Annotated in this window: 22 protein-coding genes; 6 read left to right on the top strand and 16 right to left on the bottom strand. The window is 71.8% G+C overall.

The features are described from left to right. Nucleotides 1-23 precede the first annotated feature (23 nt). Nucleotides 24-662, top strand: a complete 639-nt coding sequence (locus BLW32_RS01200) for a maleylpyruvate isomerase family mycothiol-dependent enzyme (RefSeq protein ID WP_068526308.1) — start codon at nucleotides 24-26, stop codon at nucleotides 660-662. Between the two features lie 70 nt (nucleotides 663-732). Here the strand turns inward: BLW32_RS01200 and BLW32_RS01195 are convergent, their stop codons facing one another. After that, nucleotides 733-2,373, bottom strand: a complete 1,641-nt coding sequence (locus BLW32_RS01195; protein ID WP_068740319.1) for an HNH endonuclease signature motif containing protein — start codon at nucleotides 2,371-2,373, stop codon at nucleotides 733-735. 122 nt (nucleotides 2,374-2,495) lie between these two features. On the opposite strand from BLW32_RS01195, the gene BLW32_RS01190 reads away from it, so the two are divergent. After that, on the top strand, nucleotides 2,496-3,677 hold the full coding sequence (locus BLW32_RS01190) for a winged helix DNA-binding domain-containing protein (protein ID WP_068740317.1): 1,182 nt from the start codon (nucleotides 2,496-2,498) through the stop codon (nucleotides 3,675-3,677). Here BLW32_RS01190 and BLW32_RS01185 read toward each other — a convergent pair whose 3' ends face one another. After that, nucleotides 3,678-4,316 carry an O-methyltransferase gene (locus BLW32_RS01185; protein ID WP_068740315.1) on the bottom strand — a complete coding sequence of 213 codons (639 nt, stop codon included), beginning with the start codon at nucleotides 4,314-4,316 and terminating at the stop codon, nucleotides 3,678-3,680. Between the two features lie 151 nt (nucleotides 4,317-4,467). On the opposite strand from BLW32_RS01185, the gene BLW32_RS01180 reads away from it, so the two are divergent. After that, complete coding sequence (locus tag BLW32_RS01180) at nucleotides 4,468-4,914, top strand: hypothetical protein (protein ID WP_068740313.1); 447 nt, start codon at nucleotides 4,468-4,470, stop codon at nucleotides 4,912-4,914. Here the strand turns inward: BLW32_RS01180 and BLW32_RS01175 are convergent, their stop codons facing one another. The 5 genes from BLW32_RS01175 to BLW32_RS01155 all read right to left on the bottom strand — a co-directional run bounded on the left by BLW32_RS01175 (nucleotide 4,915) and on the right by BLW32_RS01155 (nucleotide 10,702). After that, nucleotides 4,915-5,592: an SDR family oxidoreductase gene (locus BLW32_RS01175; protein WP_068740311.1), complete on the bottom strand. Its 678-nt coding sequence runs from the start codon at nucleotides 5,590-5,592 to the stop codon at nucleotides 4,915-4,917. A gap of 91 nt (nucleotides 5,593-5,683) precedes the next feature. Continuing rightward, the gene (locus BLW32_RS01170; protein WP_068526223.1) at nucleotides 5,684-6,955 is read right to left on the bottom strand and encodes an MFS transporter; all 1,272 of its coding nucleotides are present in this window, start codon (nucleotides 6,953-6,955) and stop codon (nucleotides 5,684-5,686) included. A gap of 72 nt (nucleotides 6,956-7,027) precedes the next feature. Further along, nucleotides 7,028-7,513: a MarR family winged helix-turn-helix transcriptional regulator gene (locus BLW32_RS01165; protein ID WP_068526222.1), complete on the bottom strand. Its 486-nt coding sequence runs from the start codon at nucleotides 7,511-7,513 to the stop codon at nucleotides 7,028-7,030. An 83-nt stretch (nucleotides 7,514-7,596) separates the two neighbouring features. Beyond that, nucleotides 7,597-9,663, bottom strand: coding sequence for a PhoX family protein (locus tag BLW32_RS01160; RefSeq protein WP_068526221.1), 2,067 nt, complete (start codon nucleotides 9,661-9,663; stop codon nucleotides 7,597-7,599). 163 nt (nucleotides 9,664-9,826) lie between these two features. Continuing rightward, nucleotides 9,827-10,702 carry an LLM class flavin-dependent oxidoreductase gene (locus BLW32_RS01155; protein ID WP_068740309.1) on the bottom strand — a complete coding sequence of 292 codons (876 nt, stop codon included), beginning with the start codon at nucleotides 10,700-10,702 and terminating at the stop codon, nucleotides 9,827-9,829. Between the two features lie 149 nt (nucleotides 10,703-10,851). On the opposite strand from BLW32_RS01155, the gene BLW32_RS01150 reads away from it, so the two are divergent. Further along, nucleotides 10,852-12,834 (top strand): OPT family oligopeptide transporter, encoded by a 1,983-nt coding sequence (locus BLW32_RS01150; RefSeq protein WP_068526219.1) that lies wholly within the window; start codon nucleotides 10,852-10,854, stop codon nucleotides 12,832-12,834. A 63-nt stretch (nucleotides 12,835-12,897) separates the two neighbouring features. Here the strand turns inward: BLW32_RS01150 and BLW32_RS01145 are convergent, their stop codons facing one another. The 9 genes from BLW32_RS01145 to BLW32_RS01105 all read right to left on the bottom strand — a co-directional run bounded on the left by BLW32_RS01145 (nucleotide 12,898) and on the right by BLW32_RS01105 (nucleotide 22,353). Next, complete coding sequence (locus tag BLW32_RS01145; RefSeq protein ID WP_068740306.1) at nucleotides 12,898-14,277, bottom strand: TerD family protein; 1,380 nt, start codon at nucleotides 14,275-14,277, stop codon at nucleotides 12,898-12,900. Beyond that, nucleotides 14,274-15,125, bottom strand: coding sequence for a hypothetical protein (locus tag BLW32_RS01140; protein ID WP_068740304.1), 852 nt, complete (start codon nucleotides 15,123-15,125; stop codon nucleotides 14,274-14,276). The genes BLW32_RS01145 and BLW32_RS01140 overlap by 4 nt, the downstream gene beginning before the upstream one ends. Further along, a complete protein-coding gene (locus BLW32_RS01135; protein WP_068740302.1) occupies nucleotides 15,122-16,246 on the bottom strand; it encodes a cysteine protease StiP family protein in 1,125 nt (374 codons plus the stop codon). Before BLW32_RS01135 ends, BLW32_RS01140 begins: the two co-directional genes overlap by 4 nt. Next, nucleotides 16,243-17,478, bottom strand: a complete 1,236-nt coding sequence (locus tag BLW32_RS01130; protein ID WP_231857305.1) for a phosphoribosyltransferase family protein — start codon at nucleotides 17,476-17,478, stop codon at nucleotides 16,243-16,245. Before BLW32_RS01130 ends, BLW32_RS01135 begins: the two co-directional genes overlap by 4 nt. Next, a complete protein-coding gene (locus tag BLW32_RS01125) occupies nucleotides 17,478-18,632 on the bottom strand; it encodes an HpcH/HpaI aldolase/citrate lyase family protein (RefSeq protein ID WP_068740353.1) in 1,155 nt (384 codons plus the stop codon). The genes BLW32_RS01130 and BLW32_RS01125 overlap by 1 nt, the downstream gene beginning before the upstream one ends. An 8-nt stretch (nucleotides 18,633-18,640) precedes the next feature. Continuing rightward, nucleotides 18,641-19,840: a hypothetical protein gene (locus BLW32_RS01120; RefSeq protein ID WP_068740298.1), complete on the bottom strand. Its 1,200-nt coding sequence runs from the start codon at nucleotides 19,838-19,840 to the stop codon at nucleotides 18,641-18,643. 14 nt (nucleotides 19,841-19,854) lie between these two features. Next, complete coding sequence (locus tag BLW32_RS01115; protein WP_068740296.1) at nucleotides 19,855-21,003, bottom strand: DUF475 domain-containing protein; 1,149 nt, start codon at nucleotides 21,001-21,003, stop codon at nucleotides 19,855-19,857. Between the two features lie 96 nt (nucleotides 21,004-21,099). After that, nucleotides 21,100-21,675 carry a TerD family protein gene (locus BLW32_RS01110; RefSeq protein WP_068526212.1) on the bottom strand — a complete coding sequence of 192 codons (576 nt, stop codon included), beginning with the start codon at nucleotides 21,673-21,675 and terminating at the stop codon, nucleotides 21,100-21,102. 102 nt (nucleotides 21,676-21,777) lie between these two features. Beyond that, nucleotides 21,778-22,353 carry a TerD family protein gene (locus tag BLW32_RS01105; RefSeq protein WP_068526211.1) on the bottom strand — a complete coding sequence of 192 codons (576 nt, stop codon included), beginning with the start codon at nucleotides 22,351-22,353 and terminating at the stop codon, nucleotides 21,778-21,780. Nucleotides 22,354-22,539: 186 nt separating this feature from the next. Here BLW32_RS01105 and BLW32_RS28410 point away from each other — a divergent pair, with 186 nt between their 5' ends. Continuing rightward, the gene (locus tag BLW32_RS28410; protein WP_068740293.1) at nucleotides 22,540-23,847 is read left to right on the top strand and encodes a TerD family protein; all 1,308 of its coding nucleotides are present in this window, start codon (nucleotides 22,540-22,542) and stop codon (nucleotides 23,845-23,847) included. Between the two features lie 38 nt (nucleotides 23,848-23,885). Next, the gene (locus tag BLW32_RS01095; RefSeq protein WP_068526209.1) at nucleotides 23,886-24,506 is read left to right on the top strand and encodes an AIM24 family protein; all 621 of its coding nucleotides are present in this window, start codon (nucleotides 23,886-23,888) and stop codon (nucleotides 24,504-24,506) included. Nucleotides 24,507-24,511 lie beyond the last annotated feature (5 nt).

Raw genomic sequence — 24,511 nt, 5'->3', positions numbered from 1 at the left:
CTCCCGGAGGAGGTGCGACCGTGATCGGATCCGTGGCCGACCTGGCGACCGAGGAGCGGCGCAGCCTGCTGGAACTGGTGGAGGGCTTCACCGAGGAGCAGTGGCGCGCGCCGACCCTGTGCGCGGGGTGGAGCGTGCGCGACGTGGTGTTGCACCACATCGGGTACGACCTGCTGACGGGGCGGGAGTTGGTGCAACGCATGGCGACCGGTCGCGCCAACCCGGGCGGCGCCGCGAATGCCGCGCGGCTGGAGGAACTCTCGGACCTGTCGACGGACGCGATCGTGGACGCGCTCCGGGCCCACCTGCGGCCCACGGGCCTGACGTCCGGCTTCGGCTGCCGTATCTCGCTGTTGGACGGCATGATCCATCAGCAGGACATCCGTAGACCACTGAGCCTGCCGAGGGCGATCCCTGCTGATCGCCTCCGTCCGGCACTCAACTTCGCCGTGTGGGCGCCGCCGGTCCGCGGTGCCGTGCGGGGCAGGGGAGTGCGCCTCGTCGCCGACGACCTGGACTGGTCCTTCGGCCGCGGGCCCGATGTCCACGGCACGGCTGAGGCGCTGCTGCTCGCCATGGGCGGCCGCACCGTCGTGCTGGACGAGCTGTCCGGGCCGGGCCGGGATCGCCTCGCACGCAACCTCGGCGCGCTGATTCGATAGCCGGTCGTCGTCGGAACCCTTCGGGGCCGGGGCATTCCGACGAGAGACGGAGCACGGAGAGGTCGCCGCGTCACGCTATGGCGTGCAGCCGATCCAGCGTCTGGTGCGCGGGCCACGGCGGATCCTCGCGCCAATGGTTGTCGGCGTCGTGTTCGGAGAGCAGGTCCTCCAGCAGCGGCGGGCCGTGCGGCCCGTCCAGCATCGCGGCGATGTCGTCGTGGATGGTGCCCACGAAGTCCCGGTAGAGGGCGCGTTCGTCCTGCGCGCGCCACGCGTCGGCGTACTGCTGGTGCCGTTGCCGGTGGTGCTCCTGCGCCAGCCGGTAGAGCTCCTGCGCGTGGTGCGTGTGATTCGGGTGGTACTCACCGGCGGGATCTCCGGTGCGGCGCCACCCGGTACGGCCGGCGTACTCGTCGCCCTCGGGCAGGGTGATCGTCTCGAAGCCGCGGCGTACCTCGTCGCCGCTGGGCACGGCCTTGCCGTGGTGGGCGTCGCACGCGAGCGTGAGCACGCTGATGTCGGTCCGCCCGCCGTCCCGCCACTCGGTGACGTGATGGACCTGGCAGCGCGTGGCCGGTGCGTCGCAGCGCGGAGCACTGCAGCCCTTCTCCGATCCGTACAGCGCGATCCGCTGATCCGCGGACGCGAGGCGCTTCTCCCGGCCCAAGTACAGCGGACGGGACGCGAGGTCGAGCAGCAGAACATATTTGGGGTTGGCGCCCATCATCCGGAGCGCGTCCTCGACGGGCAGCCGGCCGCCGGTGGCGGTGGTGGCGATGCCGGTCTCGGACTCGAGCTGATCGATCCCCAGGGTGATGATCGGGACGCACGGCATCCCGCGGTGCTGCCCGAGCGCACCCGAACCGATCACGATCCGGAGTGCCGCGACGAACGCGTCGTGGTTGCGCTGGACGGCGCTCCGACGGTCCCGCTTCGCCGCTTCGGCGACGGCCTCGGTGTCGTCGATGTCGACAGGGTGCTCAGCGTCCTCCGGGTTGTTCACACCGGGCCGGGCGAGCTTCTCCAGCACCGTGTCCAGCAGCGCGCGGGCCTCCGGCGACAGCACTCCGCCGAGCGCGGACAGGAGGTCGTCACCCTGTTTGCCGACGGTCAACTCGCGCTTGCGGGCGATGTCCTCCGCGGAGGGCTCGGCACCGTCGGGATCGAGGAGCTCGTACGCGCGCCGGCCGAGGAGTACGACGTCCTCCGGGGTGCACCCGCCGACGGCAGCGGTGACCAGCATGTCCTCCAGATCGTGCAGGTCGGGATGGGACAGCTTGGGGGAGCAGGTGTCGAAGGCCTTCTCGATCGCCAGGGCGTGCCGGTCGGACAGCGTGCCCGCGCGCTGGGCGTCGGCGACGAGCGGCAGGCGCGGCTCGGGGGAGTACCCGCGTTCCTGCCGCGGCGCGCGCGACCGGGCACCGCGGATCCGGTCCCGGGCCTCGGCGCCCGCCAGGCACAACTGATCGACCAGGAGTTCCTTCGCGCCCGTGTAGCCGAGCTGGGCCGGCAGGTCCTGCTCGATGGCCACCTCGGTGAGCCAGTGCTGGCTGCTGGGGACCGTGCGAGCGGCGCGCTCGAGGCGCCGGAGGCTGCCGAGGACCTCCTGCGAGGACAGCATGACGGGGTTCATCGAGGTCAAGCGATCCGCGGCCTGTTCGAAGGAGGCGAGCGCGGCGAGATATTCAGCCGCAGTGCTGGAATCGATCACGAGACGCCCCCTTCGCTACTGCAAGTCTACCCTGATGTGCGAGAGAGAGCAAGAGGCTCGAACAGGGTTCCGACGGGGCGACGATGCCTTAGCCTGGAGTCCTCGGATGAGGGGAGCGCCGGATGCGCCTGATCGACGATGCGGAGCGCCGCGCGCGCATGGCCCGCCGCCACGCCCTCGCGCCGCAGCATCGCACCGAATCCGTGCTGGACGCGGTGCGCGCCGTCGGCGTCCTGCACGCCACGGAGCCGGCGACGCCGTACCTGTCGGTGCACGCGCGGATGCACGACTTCGCCCGTGACGAGTACGAGCGCGAACTCTGGGTGGAGCGCTCCCTCGTCAAGCAACTCGCCATGCGCCGCACCATGTTCGTCTTCCCGCGGGAGCTGTACGGCCCGGCGCTGAGCGGACCGTCGGATCGCGTGGCGGCCCAGGAGCACGCGAAGATCGCCAAGGACGCGGTCCGCGGCGGCATCGCCGACGACGGCGAGGCCTGGCTCGCGCAGGCGCGCGCCGCGGTCCTCGACGCCCTCCGCGGCTGCGAGCTCAGCGCCGTGCGGCTCCGCGAGCGGCTGCCCGAGCTCGACGGCAAGGTGATGATGTCCGAGGGCAAGAAGTACGGCGGCGAGATGCATCTGGCGCCCAGGGTTCTCACGTGGCTCGGCGCATCGGGCGAGCTGGTGCGCGCCCACAATGAGAGCCACTGGCGGGTGAACCGGAACCAGTGGTCCCGCGCCGACGAGTGGCTCGGCGAGCCGGCCGAGCGCGTCGATCCGGGGGAGGCCTACGCGATTCTGGTACGCGAGTACCTGCGTGCCTTCGGCCCGGCCACGGAGACCGACGTGGTGTGGTGGTTCGGCGCTACCAAGACCGCGATCCGCGCCGCACTCGCCGAGATCGGCGCGGTCCAGGTGCGATTGGAGCGCGACGGAACCGGCTGGGTGCTGCCCAACGACGTGGACCCGGAGGACCCCGTGGAGCCCTGGGCGGCACTCCTCCCCGCGCTCGATCCCACGCCGATGGGCTGGAAGGAGCGCACCTTCTATCTCGATCCCGGCTTCGCCACCGCGATCTACGACAGCGCCGGCAACGCCGGGACCACGGCGTGGTGGAACGGCCGCGTCATCGGGGCCTACGTCCAGGACGACGAGGGCGCCGTCGGCCTGGTTCTCGCCCCCGGCACGCCCCGCGAGGCGCGCAAGGCGCTCGACGCGGAGGCCGCGCGGCTACAGGAGTGGCTGGCGGGGGAGCGCGTGAACTCGCTCTACAAGTCCCCGATCACCCTGCCCTCGTACGGGGCCTGATCAGCGGACGACGGCGATGGCCAGGCCGTCCCAGCCCTTGATCCCGACGGTCTGCAGCGCCGTGGAGTCCAGCCGAGGGTCGGAGCCCAGGCGCTCGAGGGCGCCGCGGATGCCGTCGGCGTCGGGGCCCTCGTCGTGCAGGCGGCGCACCACGTTGTCGAGCACGATGACGGTGCCCGGAACGCTCAGCCGCAGAGCCCAATCCAGGTAGGCGCGGTTGTTCGCCTTGTCGGCGTCGATGAAGACGAGGTCGAACGGGCCCTCGAGGAAGGGCAGCGTGTCGAGCGCGGCCCCGACCTTGATGTCCACCCGGTCACCGATCCCCGCTGCGTCGAGGCTGGCCCGCGCGACCGCGGCGTGCTCGGGCGCGAACTCCAGGGTGACCACCGATCCCGACGGCCCGACGGCGCGCGCGAGCCACGCGGTGCTGTAGCCGCCGAGGGTGCCGATCTCGAGGACCCGGTCGGCGCGCGCGATGGACGCGAGCAGGTAGAGGAATTTGCCCTGGGTGGCGGAGACGGCGATGTCCGGCAGGCCGCCCTCGGCCTGCGCGGCGCGGATCGGCTCGAACGCCGCCGCGTCGACGGCCACCGTCCGCTCGAGGTAGTCGTCGACGCCGGCCCACAACTCGCTGCTCACACGTTCGACTCTATGCCGACCGTCCCGGCATGGACAACCCCGGATCGTTGCGCTTCCGGGGCCGCGGTTCTAACGTCAGCCGTGCGGACAGCGCGGTCGCACTGAAGCCACGGGTGGGGGACCGATCCGATCACGCACCCGAGGAGTTCTCATGCAGCACACCAGTATCCGCTCGATCGTGCGGGGCACGGCGGCGGTCGCCGTCGTCGCCGTGACTGTCGCGGCCGGCGCGGGTGTCGCCGGGGCGGCGCCCGGCCCGGGACCCGCGCCCGACAACCTCTGCCGGGTTCCCGGCCTCATCTCCACGATCACCGCCGACGGCCCGGGCCGGGTCGGCGTCACGGGGAGGGCGGACTTCGGGCCGCTCTGGGCGGGCATCACCTTCAAGGCGACGGGCACTCTGGACTGGCGCAACCTGCGCACGGGCGCGACGGGGCACGTCGCGGGCGAGGGCGTCAACGCCGCGTTCTTCCGGGCGGCCACGGGACCGGGGGACGTCGAGTTCCGCGTGCTGGTGCACGTCGCCGACGGCCCCGGGCCGGTGCCGTGGCACGACAACTGGACCCGTGTGTGCACGGGGCGGTACCTGGTCCGCTGATCAGCGGGGCCGGAGAACGATCTCCGTGGGGTGCGCGTCTCCGGGAGTGGTGACCGCCTGGACGACCGCGCGCGCGACCGTCTCCGGGCGGAGCAGGCCGTCGGTGGCGTACTCGCGGCCCTCGGCGGCGAAGATCCCCTGCTGCATCTCGGTGTCGATCCGGCCGGGGAAGACGCTCGTCACCCGCAGCGCGGGCTCCTCCGCCCGCAGAGCCTCGGCGAACGCGGTGAGCCCGAACTTGCTGGCGGCGTATGCCGACCACCCGGGGTTCGCGCGCTTGCCGGCGCCGGAATTGAGCAGCACCACGTGGCCGCCGGCGGTCCGCAGCGCGGGCAGGAGCGCACGGGTGAGCTCGACGACCGCGAGCAGGTTGACCTCGAACATCTCCCGCCAGTCCGCCGCGGGCGTGTCCTCGATGGAGCCGATCCGGCCGATGCCGGCGTTGTGCACGAGCACGTCGAGCCGGTCGATGGGTGCGGTGAGCTCCCGGACCGTGGCGTGATCGGTGAGATCCGCCGGAAAGGCGGCGGCACCGTCGAACTCGGCGACGAGCGCGTCGAGGGCGGGGGAGGGGCGACCGCCCAGCAGCAGGCGGTGCGAGGCGCCGAGCCCGCGCGCGATGTGCGTGCCGAGCCCGCGGGAGGCGCCGGTCACGAGGGCGAGAGGCGTGTCGGTCATGGCGCCACGGTACCGAACAGCTTCGCCCGAACGCGAGAACCCCGGCCGAATCCTGGGGATTCGCCGGGGTTTTCGTGGATGGTTCCGCTGCTCAGAACTCCGCGTCGCCGACGAGGGCGGCCTCGGCGGGCACCTCGCGGGAGTCGGCGCCCCGGCCGCGCACCTGGGTCAGGATGACGGCGGCGACGACGCAGGCGATCGCGCCGATGTAGAACGGGGCGGCGGGGCTGCCGAACCAGTTCGCGAAGTGCGCGACGAACGTAGCGGCGAGGGCGCCGCCCGCCCAGCGCAGGAAGTTGTAGCCGGCGCTCGCGACGGGGCGCGGCGCGTCCGCGATCGACATCGCGGTGCCGGTGAACAGTGTGTTCAGCACGCCCGACGGGATGCCCGAGAGTACGACGACGGTGACCACGACCGCGACGTTCTCGTGCCCGATGGCGGCGACCACCAGCAGGGCGCCGTAGACCAGCACGGCGGCGATGGAGCCGGCCCGCTCGCCGAGGGCGGCGGCGACCTTCGGCGCCAGCCACACGCCGCTCACGGCGACCAGCAGGCCCCAGCCGACGAAGACCGCACCCACGAAGTAGGCGCTGCGGTGCAGCACGAACGGCGACCACGCGAGGATGGTGAAGAAGGCCGCGGTGTAGAACGCGGAGCCGAGTCCGGTGAGGAACAGGCCGCGCTGGCGCAGGGCGCGCAGGGGAGCGAGAGGGGAGACGGTGCCCTCGCGCTGTCGCTTCTCCCTCGCCTCGGCCGCATCGGGCTTGAGCATGGTGGCGCAGAGGACGGCGCCGATGAGCATGAGGATCGCGGTCCCGGCGAACGGCCCGCGCCAGGAGACGCCGCCGAGCACGGCGCCCAGCAGCGGGCCCACGGCCAGGCCGAGGCCCAGGGCCGCCTCGTAGAGCAGGATCGCACCCTGCTGGCCGCCGGTGGCGGCGGAGACGATCACCGCGAGGGCGGTGGCGATGAACAGCGCGTTACCGAGGCCCCACACCGCGCGCCAGGCCACCAGCACGCCGATCGAGTTCGCGAGGGCGCAGGCCGCGGCGGCGATGACGATGAGCAGCAGGCCGGCGATGACGGTGCGCTTGGCGCCGAACATCGAGGTGAACCAGCCGATGAAGAGCATCGCCACGACCTGCACACCCAGGTAGGACGAGAACAGCAGCGTGGTCTGGCTGGGCGTCGCGTGTAGCGACTCCGCGATCGACACCAGGATGGGGTCGACGAGGCCGATCCCCATGAACGCGATGACCGCGGCGAAGGCCGTGACCCACACCGCCTTGGGCTGATGGGAGAGGGTCTCGCGCAGGCTGGGGTGCGCGTGCTCTGTCTGGTCGTGGTCGGCGGTGGTCGTCATCGCAGCTCCTTTCAATACTACGAAATCCTAACTAATTCGCCGTGCGAAAGGCAAGCGCGTGTGACTGATTCCTCAGAGGTCGTCCCGGTACCGGTCCATGAGCTTGTGCAGCGCGGGGATCGCGCGATCCAGGTTCGCGCGGTCCTCGTCGGACAGCTCGCCCAGGTGTCCGGCCAGCATCGCGTTGCGCGCCGCCACCAGCTCGGAGGTCAGCTGCTGCCCGTGCTCGGAGAGCTTGACGACCACGGCCCGGCCGTCGTCGGGGTCGGGGCTGCGCTCCGCGAGGCCGAGCCGCTCGAGGCCGTCCACGGCGCTCGTGGCAGAGGGCAGGCGGATCCGCAAGTAGCGTGCGAGCTCGCCCATCCGCACCGGACCCAGGAGCAGCAGGCTCTGCAGGGCGGCCTGCTGCGCGGGGGTGAGGTCGGGGCCGGGGGTGTTGCGCCGCACCAGGAAGTGCAGCTGCAGCAGCGGGGAGCGCAGGCGGGAGGCGAGGTCGTCGATCGCGGCATCGGCCGCCGGGGCCGACGGTGCGCCGGGTGCTTCGGACGCGGGGGTCATGACCTCGATACTAAGGGTTGGAACGATGGTGCCGGGCCCGCCCGCAGGCGAGCCCGGCACCGTCGGACCGGAGGAACGGGGGATTACGACCCGATGTTCCCCGACTTCTTCCATACCGCGACCACCGACGGGCGGGGCTGGCTGGAGCCGCCGTCGGGCCAGTGCGAGGTGGGCTTGTCGGCCGTCGCGTCGTCGGTCTCGCCCGGGTGCTGCACCGCGACGAGCACGCGGTTGTCGCGCACGACGGGGCCGCAGGTCTCGGCGCCGAAGGGCACCGTGAGGAACTGCTTGGTCAGGCCACGGTCCTTGCCCTCCAGGACGACGCCGAACAGGCCGTCGTTGCTGTCGAAGGTGGCGTTGGTGCCGTCGGTCGAGATCCACAGGTTGCCGTGCGAATCGAAGGTGACGTTGTCGGGGCAGCTGATCCGCGAGACCTTGGTCTTGTCGAAGCCGCCGTAGTACGTGTCGGCGGCGGCGGGGTCGCCGCACACCAGCAGCAGGTCCCAGGAGAAGTCGGTGCCGGTGTGGTTGTCGGTGATCTCGAGCAGCTGCCCGCTCTTGTTCTTCACGCGCGGGTTCGGCGTGTCGATGCCGGCCTTGCCCTCGGTGCCGCGGTCGCTGTTGTTGGTCAGCGCGCAGTAGATCTTGCCGGTCTTGGGGTTCGGCTCGATGTCCTCGGGGCGGTCCATCTTGGTCGCGCCCACCTTGTCGCCCGCGACGCGGGTCCACAGCGCGACGTTCTCGGCCGGCATGCCCTCGACGTGCGACTCGGCGCTGCCGTCGGCCTTGGTGGTGAGCAGGGGGATCCACTTCCCGGTGCCCTTGTAGCCGCCCTCGGGGACCGTGCCGTTCTCGACCTTCTGGCCCTCGAACTTGGCGACGTACAGCGTGCCCTCGTCGAGGATCCGCATGTTCGACTCCATGGCCGCGGCGCCCTTGCCCGGCTGGATCTTCCGCGAGCTGACGAACTTGTAGATGTACTCGAACTTCGAGTCGTCGCCGCAGTAGGTCACGACCTCACCCGTGGGCGTGACGTAGATGTTGCCGCCCTCGCGCTTCATGCGGCCCAGGGCCGAGTGCTTGATCGGGGTGGACTTCGGGTCGTGCGGGTTGACCTCGACGAGGTAGCCGAACCGGTTGATCTCGTTGGGCTCCTTGGACAGATCGAACCGGTCCTCGAACTTCATCCAGTGGTGGGCGTCCTCGTCCTTGCCCACGCCGTACCGCTTCCAGCCCTCCTTGAGGCCGTCCAGCGGCGGCTTGTCGGTGCCCGAGAAGTAGTTGGTGTAATTCTCCTCGCCGGAGATCATGGTGCCCCACGGCGTGATGCCGCCCGAGCAGTTGGCGATGGTGCCCAGGACGCGGGTGCCGGTGGGGTCCGCGGTGGTCTTCGTGAAGAAGGTGCCGGCGGCGGGGCCGCGCAGCTCGAACTCCGTCGACGCGGTGATGCGCCGGTTGTACTCCCCCAGAACGGGAGTCAGCTTGCCCGAGCCGGGCTCGCCCTTGACCTCGACCACGGTGATGCCGTGGGCGGCCATCTCGACCCGCACCTGGTTCTCGGTGGGGTCGCCCTCCTTGTAGCCCTTGAACATCGCGGTGCCGGTCGTGTACTCCTGGTTGCACACCATGAGGAAGGTGTCCGGCTTGCCGTCCACGGGGATGAGATCCGTGAAGTCGTTGTTGAAGCCGAACTGCTGCGCCTGCGCCTCGGGGGTCTGCTTGTCGAAGTCGAACTGCGGTGCGCCCGGGACGACCGGGTCGCCCCAGCGGATCACGACGGCCTGCTCATAGCCCTCGGGCACGGTCACCGCGTCGGCCTTGTTCGGGGTGATGGCGTTGAAGTTCAGGCCGGGGGCGTTCACGTTCTCCGACGGTGCGCCGTTGCCCGCCGCCGCGCTCGAGGAGGCGCCCGCGCCGCTGGAACCGTTGTCGCCGCACGCCGCGAGGACGGTGACCGCACCCGCGCCCAGCGCCGCCACGCCGGCGCCGCGGAGCACGGTGCGTCGCGTGATGTCGCCGAAGTACTCGTTGTCCGACTGGTTGTCGTGCTCGCGGAAGCACTGGTTGCCGCACTTGTACTTGCAGGTCGTGTGCGAGCGGGCCGACTTACCGTCGTGATCGGTGAGCAGGCGCAGGTTGGGCAGGCGCATGGGGTCTCCCTGAGGCTGAGCTGGGCTGATCGTGCTGGCTGGCGTGAATCCACGCCAATGTAGGAGTGCAACGTGATCAGTAGGGAAAGCGCGGGTAAACGGCGATCCGACGTGTGAAGCCGCCCGCGCGCCCCGGCCTGGTGGACCGGAAGCCGGTGCGGTCTCAGCGCAGGTGGCGCTCCGCGAAGGCGTCGAGGGCGGCCTCGGTGCCCTCGTAGGGCTCGCCGGTGCGCGGCCAGTGCAGGATCACGTCGGTGAAGCCGAGCTCAGCGGCGCGGCCCACCGCGTCGTCGGCGGCGCCGGGGGAGCTCAGGGAGTAGGTGCCGCCCGAGTCGATCGACAGGTAGCGGTCGACGGTGCCGCGGTCGCGGCCGGCGGCGTCCAGGGCGTCGTCGAGCCGCTGGGCGAGCGCGGCGACGCGCGACCACCAGGCGTCGCCGCCGTCACCGTCGGGCCCGGTGGTGACCCAGCCCTGCCCCTGCTCCGCCACGAGCCGCAGCCCCTTCGGACCGTTGGCCGCCATCACGAAGGGCATGCGCGGCGCCTGCGCGGGCTCCCCGACCATGCGGGCGTCGACGGCGCGGTACAGCGGACCGTCGAACGAGATGGGGCCCTCCTGCTCGAACCGGAGCAGCACGTCGAGGTCCCGCGTGAACTCGACGTACCGGTCGTGCCGCTCCCGCGGGGTGAGCTCGGGCTGCCCGAGGACGAAGGCGTCGAACCCGGTGCCGCCGGAGCCGATCCCCAGGATCAGGCGGCCGCCGGAGATCTCGTCGACGCCGGCCAGGTCCTTCGCGAACGGGACGGGATGCCGGAAGTTCGGGGAGGTGACGAAGGTGCCCAGCCGGATCCGCTCCGTCGCGGTGGCCGCGGCGGTGAGCAGCGGGATCGTCGCGCCCCACGGCTGATCGGCGAGCGTGCGCCACGACAGATGGTCGTAGGTCCACACGTGGTCGAAGCCCAGGTCCTCCGCCTTGCGCCAGCGGCGACGCGCCTCGGGCCAGGGGTACTGGGGCAGGATCACCACTCCGAATCGCACCCGTCCAGCCTACGACTCGTGACCGTCACGCACGACGACTCGTGACCGTTACACATGACCTCGCGCGTTCGAGTCGTGTGATCGCGCACTTGGACCTAGTGTTTTCACGTTCGGCCTCACCGGCCACGTCCTTGAGAAGGGATACATCCATGTCCACACCGGCACCCGCCGCGCCGAAATCCGGCGTACGCGAGTTCACCACCCGCGCCGTCATCCTCGGCGGCATCATCACGCTCGTCTTCACCGCGGCCAACGCGTATCTCGGCCTGAAAGTCGGCCTGACCTTCGCGACCTCGATCCCGGCGGCCGTGATCTCGATGGCGCTGCTGCGCTACTTCGCGAACCACTCCATCATCGAGAACAACATCGTCCAGACGATCGCCTCGGCCGCGGGCACCCTCTCGGCCATCGTCTTCATCCTGCCCGGTCTCGTGATGGTCGGCTGGTGGGCGAACTTCCCCTATTGGACCACCACCCTGGTCTGCCTGGTGGGCGGCGTGCTCGGCGTCATGTACTCGATCCCCCTGCGGCGGGCCCTGGTCACGGGGTCCGACCTCCCCTTCCCCGAAGGCGTCGCCGCGGCCGAGGTGCTCAAGGTCGGCGACACCGCCGAGGGCGCGAGCGAGAACAAGCGCGGCCTGCGCCTGATCGTCCTCGGCTCGCTGGCCTCCGCGGGCTACGCGCTGCTGGCCAAGATGAAGATCGTGGCCGAGGGCCTGTCGACCACGCTGCGGATCGGCAACGGCGGCACCCTGTTCGTGCCGGGCCTGTCCTTCGCGCTCATCGGCGTCGGCCACCTCGTCGGCGTCACCGTCGGTTTCGCGATGATCGTGGGCCTCGTCATCTCCTACTTCGTGCTGCTGCCGATGTGGACCGCGGGCGACCTGCCGGAGACCGGCAGCATCACCAAGGTCATCTCGACCGCGTTCAGCACCGAGGTCCGCCTCATCGGTGCCGGCGCGATCGCCGTGGCCGCCGTGTGGACGCTCATCAAGATCCTCGGCCCGGTCCTGCGCGGCATCGCCGACTCGATCGCCTCCTCCCGCAAGCGCCGCGAGGGCGAGCTGGTGGACATCACCGAGCGCGACATGCCCTTCCCGTACGTCGCCGGCATCGTCGTCGCGTCGCTCGTGCCGATCGGCGTACTCCTGTGGACCTTCACCAACGGCACCGCGCTCGAGGGCCAGGCCGGCGGCATCATCACGCTGAGCATCGTCTACATCCTCGTGCTCGGCCTCGTCGTCGCCTCCGTCTGCGGCTACATGGCGGGCCTCATCGGCGCGTCCAACAGCCCCGTCTCCGGCGTCGGCATCCTCGTCGTGCTGTCCGCCGCGCTCCTGATCCGCGCGGTCTGGGGACCGTCGGAGGGCGATACCGCCACCGCGCTGGTGGCGTACACGCTCTTCACCGCGGCGATCATCTTCAGCATCGCCACCATATCCAACGACAACCTGCAGGACCTCAAGACGGGTCAGCTCGTCGGCGCGACGCCGTGGAAGCAGCAGGTGGCGCTCGTGATCGGTGTGGCCTTCGGCTCCGCCATCATCCCGCCGGTGCTCGACCTCCTGCAGGAGGGCTTCGGCTTCGTCGGGGCGCCCGGCGCGGGCGACAGCGCCCTCGCCGCGCCCCAGGCCTCGCTGCTCGCGAGCCTGTCGAAGGGCGTCTTCGGTGGTGACCTCGACTGGGGCCTCATCGGCCTCGGCGTGATCATCGGCGCCGTCGTCATCCTCATCGACGAGGTGCTCTCCCGCACCTCGAAGTTCCGGTTGCCGCCGCTGGCCGTGGGCATGGGCATGTACCTGCCGATGAGCGTGACCCTCATGATCCCCGTCGGCGCCGTGCTCGGCTTCTTCTACAACCGCTGGGCGGACGGCTCCGCCACCGGCGAGGTCGCCGAGGGACGCAAGCGCCTCGGCACACTGCTGGCGACCGGCCTCATCGTCGGTGAGTCGCTGTTCGGCGTGATCTACGCCGGCATCGTCGTCGCCACCGACAAGGACGAGCCGCTGGCGCTGCCGTTCATCGGCGAGGGCTGGCTGCACTGGGGCGAGGCGCTGGGCGTCGTCGTGTTCGCCGCGGTCTGTGCCGCGCTGTACCTGCGCACGAAGAAGGTCGCCGCGGAACCCGCGTAGTCCTGGCGGTTCCGGCGTGTGTGGGATCGTGACCGCTCAGCGGGCACGATCCCACACACGTTCTCAGCCGAGGAAGGGCGCGAGCTGCGGGATCGCGTCGCGCGGGGTCTTCGCGTTGATGCACTCGCCGATCGCCTGCAGCTTCCACTCCCCGCCCTGGCGGGCGATGGTGCACATGACGATCCCGGTGTAGGGCATGCCGCCGGCGAGCGCGAAGCGGGCCAGCTCGACGCCCGTTGTCGAGTCGACGAGCCGGCAGTAGGCGTTGTCGACCTGGTCGAAGCGCTGGCCCTGGTACGAGCTCACGATGAACACCAGCGAGGTGACCTGCGGCGTCACCGACGGCAGGTTCACGTTCACCACCTCGTCGTCGCCGTCCCCCGCGCCGGTGAGGTTGTCGCCCAGGTGCTGGATCGAGCCGTCCTTCGACTGGAGCTGGCCGAAGTAGACGACGTCCACCGGCTGCTGGCCGGCGAAGAGCACCACCGAGGCGTCGAGGTCGATGTCCTTGGCCTTGGAGCCGAAGAGGCCCTGCTTGCGCACCGGATCCCAGCCCAGACCCATGGCGATCCGGGTGAGCTGGACGCCGCCGTCCTTGCGCAGCACCACCTTCTGGCCCTTGGTCAGGTCCACCCGCTTGTTCTTGGTGAGGCTGATCTCGCCGGATCCCGCGGGCGGCTGCTGCCCCGCGAGCTGCGCCGTGGGCGTGAAGGGCTGCTGCGCCGGCGGCGTCTGCTGGGCGGGCGGCGCCTGCGGGGCCGGGTTCTGCTGCGGCGCCGGGGTGTTGAAGTAGTCGATCGGCGCGCTGCCGGCCGGGGCCGACGGTGCCGTCCCGCTCGCGAAGTAGTCGATCGGCTGCCCGGACGCCGCGGCCGGGGGGTTCTGCGCGGCCGTCGGCGGGACCGGGTTCGACGGTGCCGCGGGCGGGGCTTGCGGCGGTGCCGGCGGGGCGGCCGGGGCGTCGTCGACGCTGACGCCGTGGTCGCGGACCAGGTCGGCGAAACCGCCCGCGTAGCCCTGGCCCACGGCGCGCACCTTCCAGTCGGCACCGCGCCGGTAGATCTCCACCGCGATCACTACGGACTCGCTGCTCAGACCGTCGATCGGGTACTCGTACAGCGGGGAGCCGGCGCCGTCGGCGACGCGGGCGACGGGCGCGCCGAACCGCCCGAAGGACGCCGACGCGTCGTCGAGCGTGATCGCGACGCGCACCTGCGCGATGTCCGCGGGCAGGCCCGCGCCGTCGATCCGGAGGGCGCCGTTCGCCAGGCTCACGCCGGGACCGGTGGGCTGGTTGAAGAACACGAAATCGGCGTCGGAGCGCACCTTCCCGGACTCGGTCACGAGCAGGGCCGAGACGTCGGCAGGGGCCGGCAGCTCGACGGTGACGGTCACCGGCCCGGCGGGCAGCGGTCCGTTCTGGCCCTTGGACAGTGCGGTCATCGGATCTCCTTGATCGGATCGGGGACGGGGACAGCGGTGGCCGCGCGGTCGGCGAGCCACGCGACGATCTCGGCACCGGCGTCGATGCCGCGGCTGGCGGTGAGCGTGAGATGCGGGAGCGCGAAACCGAGCTCCTCCAGCTCGCCGTGCCGCGGCCGGATCGCGGCGTCGGCCGCCTCCAGCAGGTCGGCGTCGAGGGCGCCGTCGCCGGCGGCGAGCCAGGGAGCGCCGGGCGCGAGGGCGCCGGCCTCCTCGAACCGCCGCCGGACCTCCAGGGCGGCACGGGACTTCGTCACGGGCTCGGGAATGGTGTAGAGCTTGCGGCCCTGCTGCGAGATGCTCCAGCCCAGCGGGGCGCAGTGCGCGCGCCATTCGTCGACCACGTCGCCGGGGACTCGGACGTCGGAGACGACGTACGCGAACAGGCCCGGCACGAGGCGTAGCCGCGCGCCCCACTCCGGGGCGAGCCGGGACTCCAGCTGGGCGGCGATGGTGTCGAGGCCTGCGGGGAGCGCCGCGAGCAGGCCGCGGATGTGGGCCTGCCACTGCGGGTCCGGCGCACCGTCGACGAGGATCTCGCCGCCGTTGGAGCAGATCGCGTACGGGAAGGGTGCGCCCGGCAGCCGCACCCGCAGGTACTGCTCGGGGGTGCGGGTCGTCGTGGGCACCACGGGCGTCGCGGCGGCGAGCGCCGCGAGGCCGGCGTGCGAGGCCGCCGACATGTGGGACAGCGGGGCGTCGCGGTAGATCTCCACGCACACCGGATCGGCGGAGGCGAAGGCCGGGCCCGCGGCGGCCTGCGAGTAGATGAGCGTGCGGTCGAGATCGCTGGTGACGAAGGCGGTCACGAGTCCTCCTTGATGAGGCCGATGCACGCGTAGGCCAGGCCGGGCACGATCTCCACCGGCACGTCGCGCTCCGCCGCGAGGCGGCGGATGTGCAGGTGATCGGGATCGTCGGGGTCGCGCAGCAACACCCGCCAGGGCACGCGGCGCAGCAGCACCCGGGTGGTCTCGCCGATGCCCGGCTTCACCAGGTTCGCCGTCGAGACCCCGTACTCGGCGCACACCCGCTCCACCGTGGCCCAGCCGGACCAGTCCGGTTCGCGCGCGGCGGGATCGGCGGCGAGCCGTGCGGACTCGGCGCGCGCGGCCGGGGCGGCGCCGCCGAAGGCGCCGGTCACGGTGTCGAGCAGCACGCCCGAGACGTCGTGCGGCGCGAGCTCGGCGTAGAACTTGGCGCCGTGGAAGTCCGCCGGTCCGATCAGGTCGGCGTTGAGCACCGTCCGCGAGACCAGGCCGGAGACCGTGGAATTGAGGCACGCGGAGGCGATGAGGAAATCGTCGCGGGTACCGAAGGTGCGCACGCAGTGGCCGGGGTCGGCGAGGACCGCGAGGTCCGGGTTCAGCCGGACGCCGGTGGCGACGGCGTACTCGTCGAGCGCCTCCGCGAGCTCGCGGGTGATGGCGCCCTTGCCGGTCCAGCCGTCGACGAAGACGATCGACGCCGGATCATGATGCGCCACCAGATGATCGAGCGCGACGTGGTCGATGCCGCGGCCCCGCACGATGGAGACGGCGTAGTGCGGCAGGTTCAGCGCGTGGAAGCGCTGCGCCCAGCGCCGCATGAGGATGCCGATCGGCGTGCCCGCCCGAGCCAATGAGACCAGGACGAGGTCGCGGCCGCGCTCGGCGAGCAGCAGCTCCGTCACCGTGCCCACGGCCTCGGCCAGCCGCGGCGCCGAGGTGGCGAGCGCCGTGTCGAAGAGGGCGCGGTACTCGGCGCTCGGCTGGTACTCGACGGGCAGCGACTCGGCGTAGTGCGCCTCGCCCGACTGGATCCGCCGCTCCCGCTCGGCGATGTCGGCCTCCAGCGCGACGTGCGAGAGGTCCTTGAGCAGCCAGGTCACCTCGTCGGGCGCGTACGAGCCGAAGCCGGGCCCGCGCAGCGGCGGCGTCGCGGCGGTCATCGGGCGGCCGCCCAGGTGCGGGCCGCGGCGAGGGCGGCCTGGTCCGACGCCGGCACGATCACCGCGAGCACGTCGTGCCCCGCCCCGGTGAGCACGTCGAGCAGCCCGCCGGGGGCCCGCAGCCGGTCGGTGTCGGCGGGGGAATCGGCGACGAGCACGATCCGCGCATCCTCGCCCGGCCATGCTGCGTTGTAGAGGTGCCGGCGCGGCGCCTCCTCATCGGGCTCGGGGGAGAGGAACTCGAAGCCGCGCCGCAACGGGTAGCCCTCTTCGTCGCGGACCAGGGCGGGGGAACGCGTGGTGGTCTGGAAGCGCACCCGGAAGCCGCTGCGCCCCAGCGCCTCCGCCGCGCACAGCGGGAGGTACATCAGCTCCTCGTGGCCGACTACGATGACGGGGCGCTCGTCGAGGGCGGGCGCGATCGTCGCCGCCACCGCGGCGGCGGCCTCGGTCAGCCGTGGCTGATCGGCGGCGAGGACGCCGTGCCGGCCCCCGTCGGGCACGTCCGGCGGCCAGGACACGTGCAGCTCGCGCACCGTGCCGGGCCGCGGCGCGCGGGGGTTCGACGGTGTCGCCGGCAGGTCCGCCACCCGGGCGGGCAGGCCGTCGGGCAGGTCGACGGTGCCCTGCGCCAAGGCCACGAACGCGACGTCGAGCCCGGCCGCGGCGGCGGCGCGCGCGTTGTCCGCGACGTGCTCGGGCGAGCGCAGGTCGACGAGCGAGGCGACCACGTAGCGCCGATGGGGGGCGAGGCCGTGCAGTGCGCGGATGGAGTCGAGTGCGGTGGCGCCCGTGGAGATCTCGTCGTCGACGAGTACCAGCGTGTCGGCCGCGGACAGCAGGTCGGGCGAGGTGGGTTGCACCAGGTGCGAGGTGGCGTGCGAGTGGCCCTCGGTGAACTCGCCGTGGACGACCGTGCCGGGCCGACGCGTGGACTGCAGGTACACCGCGGCGTCGAGCCGTGCGGCGACGCAGTGCCCGAGCCCCGTGGCGGTCTCGGCGAAGCCGAAGACGACGCACGGGCCGGCGAGGCGCTCCGCCACCAGGTCCGCGAGGCGGTCGGCTGCGGCCCGCACCGCGGTCGGATCGGCGGGGATGTGCTTGCCGAGCACCGTCGAGACCAGGAGATGCGCGCGCCGCGGGTTGCGCCGCAATCCCGGCACGATGAGCTCCGCGAGCTCGGCGTCGCCGCGCACGTGCATGCCCAGCTCCGCGCAGAGGGTGCGCGCCATCATCGTCCTTCCACCAGCGCGGTGAGCAGGTCGACGAAGCCGACCTCGGCCCGGGTCACCCCGAACACGTCCGCGCGGATCAGCGTCTGCCGCGCCCAATTGCGGTGCGGCTTCATCTCGTTCATCTTGTTCCGGTAGCTGGAGGCTTCCACCCCGCCGGCGTCGCCGTCCATGATGGCGAGGGCGTCCTCGTACTCCTCGTGCGTCACGGCCGAGAGCGCGTGCACGGCCGCCACGTGGGACGGGTGGATCACGGTCTTGCCGTGCAGCCCGTTCGCCCGGTCCAGCGCCGTCTCCCGCAGCAGGCCGTCGAGGTCGCGCCCCACGAGCTGCTCGCGGAAGCGGGCGGCGTGGTTGCGCTCGAAGGGCGTGGCGCGCAGCAGCGGCCGGAACATGCGCTCGTGGTCGGCGAAGTACTCCCACACGGGCCCGGTGACGACGAAGCCGGTGCCGTCCGACCGGGCGAGACGGTTGACGATCGCCGAGATGGTCTCCGCGACGACGTGCACGTCGTAGATCGTGAGGTCGCGGTCGCGGCGGATGCCGAACAGCGCCGACATGTCCGTCGCGCCGATGCGCACCGCGAGGACCCGCTCCCGGTGCGCGCGGAGGACTTCGGAGATGCCCGCCAGCTGCTCGTCGCGCGACTCGCGGTAGACGATCTCGGGGGTCTCGAGCACGGGCATCGCGTACAGGCGGTGCGAGGACGCGAGCTCCGCGACGGCGGCGAGCGCGGCGGCCCCGTCGGCGGCGGCGAACTTCGGCAGGACGACCCCCGTGAGCGCGCGGGCACCGTCGCCGAGGTGGTCGAGGAGGGCGGCGGTGTCCGCTGTGGTGCGCGGCCGGATGAACAGCAGCGGCACCGGATCCGTGTCGTCCGCGAGCTCCGCCAGCGCCGCGGTGGCGGCGTCCACGGCGTGGCGGACGGCATCGTCGGCGACGGCGTCCTCGAGGTCGATGACCATCGAGAGCACCCCGTCGTCGCGGCGCCGGCGAACGGTCGCCGCGAGATCCGCCCGGGTCGCCGGGACGTACAGGGTGGCGCCGAGGGCGTACGCGAGGGTCGCGCGGGGTGTGTCCCGGTCGAAGGGCTGCGGCGGGCGATGGAACAGGCGGGCCCGCACGTCGTCCGGAAGCTGGCCGAAGTGGTGCAGGGCGCCGCTCACGCGCGGCCCCGCATCCGGTCCACGGCGTCGGCGATCATGCGGTCGACGTCGGCGAGGGTCTGCAGGTACTGCCAGTAGTCGGGGTGCACCCGGTCGAGGTCGGCGATGGCCCGCTCGATGCGGGCGTGCTGCGCGTCGAGCACGGTGCCCCAGCGATGCACCTGCTGCTTCTGCACGGCCAGGTGCTGGGCGTCGCGGAGCGCGAACCGGGTGCGCGCGGCGACGGCGGCCGGGTCCGCCTTCGCGGCGCGCAGCGTGCGGAGCCGCTCGCCGACGGCGTTCACCGCGGCGTCGGCGGTGTCGAGGTGGTCGCGGGCCACGCCGACCTGCTCGAGGGCCAGGTCCGGGGTGCTCTCGCGGAGGCGGAGAGCCGCGGTCGACAGCGCCTCTTCGGCGGCGGCCGACTCGCGGGCGGCCACCTTGTCGTTGTCGACGAGATCGGTCGAGCAGGCCGCGCTGAACTCGCGGAGCAGCGCGGACCGGGTGTCCGCGAGGTCGCTCGCGCGGTTGCGGACGGCCTGCAGGCGCGTTCCGGCCGCGGCGAGCGAGCGCTGGGCGTCGTCGCCGATCCGCGGGGCGGCCTCGACGGCGGCGGTCAGCTCCGCGGCCTTCTCCTGCACGGCTCGCGCGGCCGAGTCGCGCGCGACGAGGTCCGGCGCGGTGTCCAGGTGCCGCACCGCCTCGACGAGCGCATCGGTCGCCCGGACGACGGGGCGCAGCGTCAGGTACGGCGCCGTCGACGGGGCAGCGAGCAGGTCGGTGGCGCGCTCGGCGGCCACGCGGGCCGCCTGCTCCTGCGCCGCCGAGCTGGCCCGGGCGCCGCGGGCGTTGGTGAGCGCACGCTGGTGGTCGCTGTGGAACCTGTCCAGCACCGCGACCAGGTCGGCCAGTTCCCGCGCGGTGGCCTCCCGGTCCTGCGGCGTGGGCGGGCGGGTGCCGGACTGGCTGCCGCTGGCCCACAGGTACCGCTCCGTGGCGCCGCCGAAGCGGTCCCGGATGGTCGGCCACTGCTGCACCGCGGTCGCGTTCGGGTTCTGCGCCGACAGTGTCCGCACATCCTCGTCGAGCGAGCTGAAGCGGCGGTCCGCATCGAGGAAGGCGCTGGTCAGGCTGGTATCGGCGCCGCCCCCAGGCTGATGCGGCGGGGAACCGGCCGGTTCCCCGCCGAACAGCCTGCGGAACGGATTCGCTGCCACGGTCTCGAGACCGCTCAGGACTCGATCGTCTGCGAAGTGGACACCGTCGGGCCGTCGGCGATGAGCGGCCCGTCGCCCTCGCCGCCGCCCTCGCGGCGGTTGCGGACGATGCTCGAGAACAGCGCCGCGAGGATGAGCACCACGCCGACGAGGCCGGTGACCAGCTCGGGGACCGGGGTGTAGATCGAGAACAGCAGGATGCCGGCCAGGGCGCCGATCGCCCAGTGCGCGCCGTGCTCGAGGTACACGTACTCGGCGAGCGTGCCCTTCTCCACGAGGTACACGGTGAGCGAGCGGACGAACATCGCGCCGATGAAGCCGAGGCCCAGGGCGATGATGATCGGGTCGGCGGTGATGGCGAACGCGCCGATCACGCCGTCGAACGAGAACGACGCGTCGAGCACCTCGAGGTAGAGGAACAGGAAGAAGCCGGCCTTACCGGTGGCCTTCGCCAGCTCCGACGGGCCGGACCGGGCGATCTCCGCCTCCTCCTCGAGCTCCTCCACGTGGAAGAACTCGCCGAGACCGTTGACCACGATGTAGGTCACGAGGCCGAGCAGGCCCGCGATGAACACCGTCTTCGACTCGTCGACGGTGTGCGCCGCCCAGATGCCGGTGGCCAGCAGCGCGGCGAGGGCCACGATGATCGGGAACCGATCGAGCTGGCCGATGCGCTGCAGCGGCTTCTCGATCCAGCTGAGCCAGGTGATCTCGCGCTCCGGATCGAAGATGAAGTCGAGGAAGAGCATGAGCAGGAACATGCCGCCGAAGGCGGCGATCTGCGGGTGCGCGGCCTCGATCAGCGTCTGGTAGCTGGCGCTGCCGTCCGGGAAGTAGTGGGCGCCGTCGGCCGGCGGGTTGAGCGCCAGATCGAGGGCCTGCACCGGGTTCAGGCCGGCGGTGATCCACACGATCGCGAGCGGGAACACCAGGCGCATGCCGAAGACCGCGATCAGGATGCCCACCGTGAGGAACATGCGCACCCAGAACTGGCTCATGCGCTGCAGCACGGTCGCGTTGATGACGGCGTTGTCGAACGAGAGGCTGACCTCGAGGATGCCGAGGATCAGCGTGAGGACCAGGGCCTCGGGGCCGCCGTAGAAGAACGCGGCCACGAGGGCGGCGATCGTGACGAAGAAGGACAGTCCGAAGATGCGGAACACATCGGCCTTTCGAAGGAAGGGGGTGCGGAGCGCGAGGACCCGGCGTGCGGGGGTCCGCTCGCCGGGTCTACGCGCTCTGCTCGAGAGGTACGGGTACTAGACGTTGACGCCGTAGTCGCGAGCGATCCCCGCGAGGCCCGAGGCGTAGCCCTGGCCGACGGCCCGGAACTTCCACTCCGCGCCGTTGCGGTACAGCTCGCCGAACACCATGGCCGTCTCGGTCGAGGCGTCCTCCGACAGGTCGTAGCGGGCGATCTCCTGACCGTTGGCCTGGTTCACGACGCGGATGAACGCGTTGCGGACCTGGCCGAAGGACTGGCCGCGGTTGTCGGCGTCGTAGATCGAGACCGGGAAGACCACGCCCTCGACGTTCGGCGGGATCGCGGCGAGGTTCACCTTGATGACCTCGTCGTCCCCGTCGCCCTCACCCGTGAGGTTGTCGCCGAGGTGCTCGATCGAGCCGTCCGGCGTGCGCAGGTTGTTGAAGAAGACGAAGTGCTGCGGCGAGGCGACCTGCTTGTTCGCGTCGATGCCGATGGCGCTCGCGTCCAGATCGAAGTCCGTGCCGGTGGTGGTGCGGAGGTCCCAGCCGAGACCGACGGACACCGCGGTGAGGCCGGGGGCCTCCTTGGTGAGCGAGACGTTGCCGCCCTTGACGAGACTGACACCCATACCTGGTTCCTCCTGGTAGAACGACGACGCCGACCGCCCCCGCGTGTGATTCGAACTATACCGACGTTTCGGATACCGGATCCGGACGAAGTTCCCGAAAGGTCAGATGTTCACGCCGAAGTCGCGGGCGATTCCCGCGAGGCCCGAGGCGTAGCCCTGGCCGATGGCGCGGAACTTCCACTCGGTGCCGTGCCGGTACAGCTCGCCGAAGACCATGGCGGTCTCGGTGGAGGCGTCCTCGGACAGGTCGTAGCGGGCGATCTCCTGGCCGTTGGCCTGGTTCACGACGCGGATGTAGGCGTTGCGGACCTGGCCGAAGGACTGGCCGCGGTTGTCGGCCTCGTGGATCGAGACGGGGAAGACCACGGCGTCGATCTGCGGCGGCACGCCGGCGAGGTTGACGTTGATGACCTCGTCGTCGCCGTCGCCCTCACCCGTGAGGTTGTCGCCGGTGTGCTCGATCGAGCCGTCGGGCGAGCGGAGGTTGTTGTAGAAGACGAAGTGCTGATCGTCGAGCACTCGCTTGGCGGTGTCCACGGCGAGCGCGCTGGCGTCCAGGTCGAAGTCGACGCCGGTCGTGCTGCGGGCGTCCCAGCCGAGGCCGACGGCGACCGCCGTCAGGCCGGGGGCCTCCTTCGTGAGCGAGACGTTTCCACCCTTGCTGAGGCTGACTCCCATGTGATTCCTCCCGAGAAATGGGCGACGGCGCGCCGCCGCCCGCTGACGTGGTCGCGAAATTCACAGTACGCGATCTCGGGCGCGCGGCGCCGGGTTCGGCGGGCCCGCCCCGGTGGTGAACGACGTGTCACTCGGGTTTCGCGACCTTCCGCGCCGATTCGCCGGATTCTTGCAACAATCGACAGCGTGACGTCACTCGCGCGCGGTCAGAACGCGGCCCTGTCCCAGACCTCCCTCACGGTCTCCATCACCGGCGTGGCACCGGGATCGGTCGACCTGTTCGCCCTCCAGGTGACCGACGACGGCCGGGTCCGCAGCGACGCCGACCTGGTCTTCTTCAACAGCCCCACCTCGCCCGAGGGCGCCGTGCGGCTCACCGGACCCGACACCCTCGCCCTCGACCTCACCGCGGTGCCGGCGGCGATCAGCACCGTCCGGCTCGCCGTCGCGCTCGACGACAAGGTCCCCGGCTCCCTCGCCTCGATCCCCGGGCTCAGCGCCCGGATCGGCGCCGACGACTGCCCCGCCACCGGCCTGACCACCGAGCGGGCCGCGGTGCTCGCCGAGGTGTACCGGCGCAACGGGGCGTGGAAGGTGCGCAACGTCAGCGCCGGCTGGGACCGGGGGCTCGTCGCCCTGCTCACCGAGCACGGCGTCACCGTCGACGGTCCGCCGCCCGCCGCCGCCCCAGCGCCCCCGGCGGCCCCGGCCGCGCCCACGGCACCGTCCTACCCGCCGGCGCAGCCCGCCTACCAGCCGCCGCCTGCCCCGCCGAGCTACCAGCAGCCGCCCGCGCAGCAGCCCCCGGCGTATCAGCCGCCGCCGGCACCGTCGTACCCGCCGGCCCAGCCCGCCTACCAGCCGCCGCCCGCCCCGGCGCCGGCCGCGCCGCGGGTGAACCTCTCCAAGATCACGCTGACCAAGTCGGCGCCCACGGTCTCGCTGGCGAAGTCCTCGGAGCGGCCGACCGGCACCATGCGCGTGAACCTGAACTGGACGCAGGGGAAGAAGGGCCTGTTCGGCGGCGGCAACGCCGTCGACCTCGACCTGGCCTGCTTCTACGAGCTCCGCAACGGCGACCGGGGCGGCGTGCAGGCCCTGGGCAACGCCTTCGGCAGCATCGACCGGCCGCCGTTCATCCAGCTCGACGCCGACGACCGCTCCGGCCGCTCGCAGGGCGGCGAGAACCTGCACATCAACCTGGCCCACCTCGACGACTTCGTGCGGATCCTGATCTTCGCCTACATCTACGAGGGCACCCCGAACTGGGCGTCCGCGAACGGCGTCGTCACGCTGTTCCCGCCCGGCGGGCCCGAGGTGGAGGTCCACCTCGACAACCCCGACCGGCGCGCCATCTCCTGCGCCATCGCGCAGCTGCACGTGGTGAACGGCGAGCTCACCGTGACCCGCGAGGTGCAGTACATCCACGGCTCGCAGCGCGCCGTCGCCGAGGCCTACCACTGGGGACTGAACTTCACGCCGGGGAGGAAATGACGCCCTAGAGTGGCGTACGACGAGGGGGAGGGGAGCCCATGCAGCTCGTGTCGAAGACCAAACGTGTCGTCGAGGCGCACCTGAACAACAGCTCGATCCGCGCCGTGAGCGGCTCGATGATCGCCTACGAGGGACAGGTCAGCTTCAAATCCGCCGGGTTCGGCGGGGGCGACGGCGTCGTGGCCGGTCTCAAGCGCCGCGCCACCGGCGAGGGCCTGTCGCTCATGGAGTGCGCCGGCACGGGGGTGGTGTACCTGGCGCAGGACGCGGCCACCGTCACCGTCGTCGACCTCAACGGCGAGACGCTGCAGGTCGAGTCCGAGCAGCTGCTCGCGCTCACGCCGCAGCTGTCGACCAACGTGACCTTCGCCGGCGTGCGCGGCGGGGCGTCCGGGCAGGGCCTGTTCACCACGACGGTGACGGGGCACGGCCAGGTCGCGCTGCTCTCGCTCGGCGGGCCCCTGATCCACCTCGAGGTCTCGCCGCAGTACCCGCTGGTCGTGGACCCCGACGCCTTCGTGTGCGCGCGGGGGCAGCTGTCCCAGTCGTTCGTGACCGACGTGTCCTGGCGGTCCGTCATGGGCCAGGGCGGCGGCGAGGCCTTCTCCCTGCGCTGGGACGGCTCCGGCGTGGTCTCCATCCAGCCGGCGGAGAGGTAGGCGCG

Source organism: Tsukamurella tyrosinosolvens, assembly GCF_900104775.1.
In the GTDB taxonomy this organism is placed as follows: Bacteria; Actinomycetota; Actinomycetes; order Mycobacteriales; family Mycobacteriaceae; genus Tsukamurella; species Tsukamurella tyrosinosolvens.
This window is presented reverse-complemented; position numbering and strand designations above follow the sequence as displayed.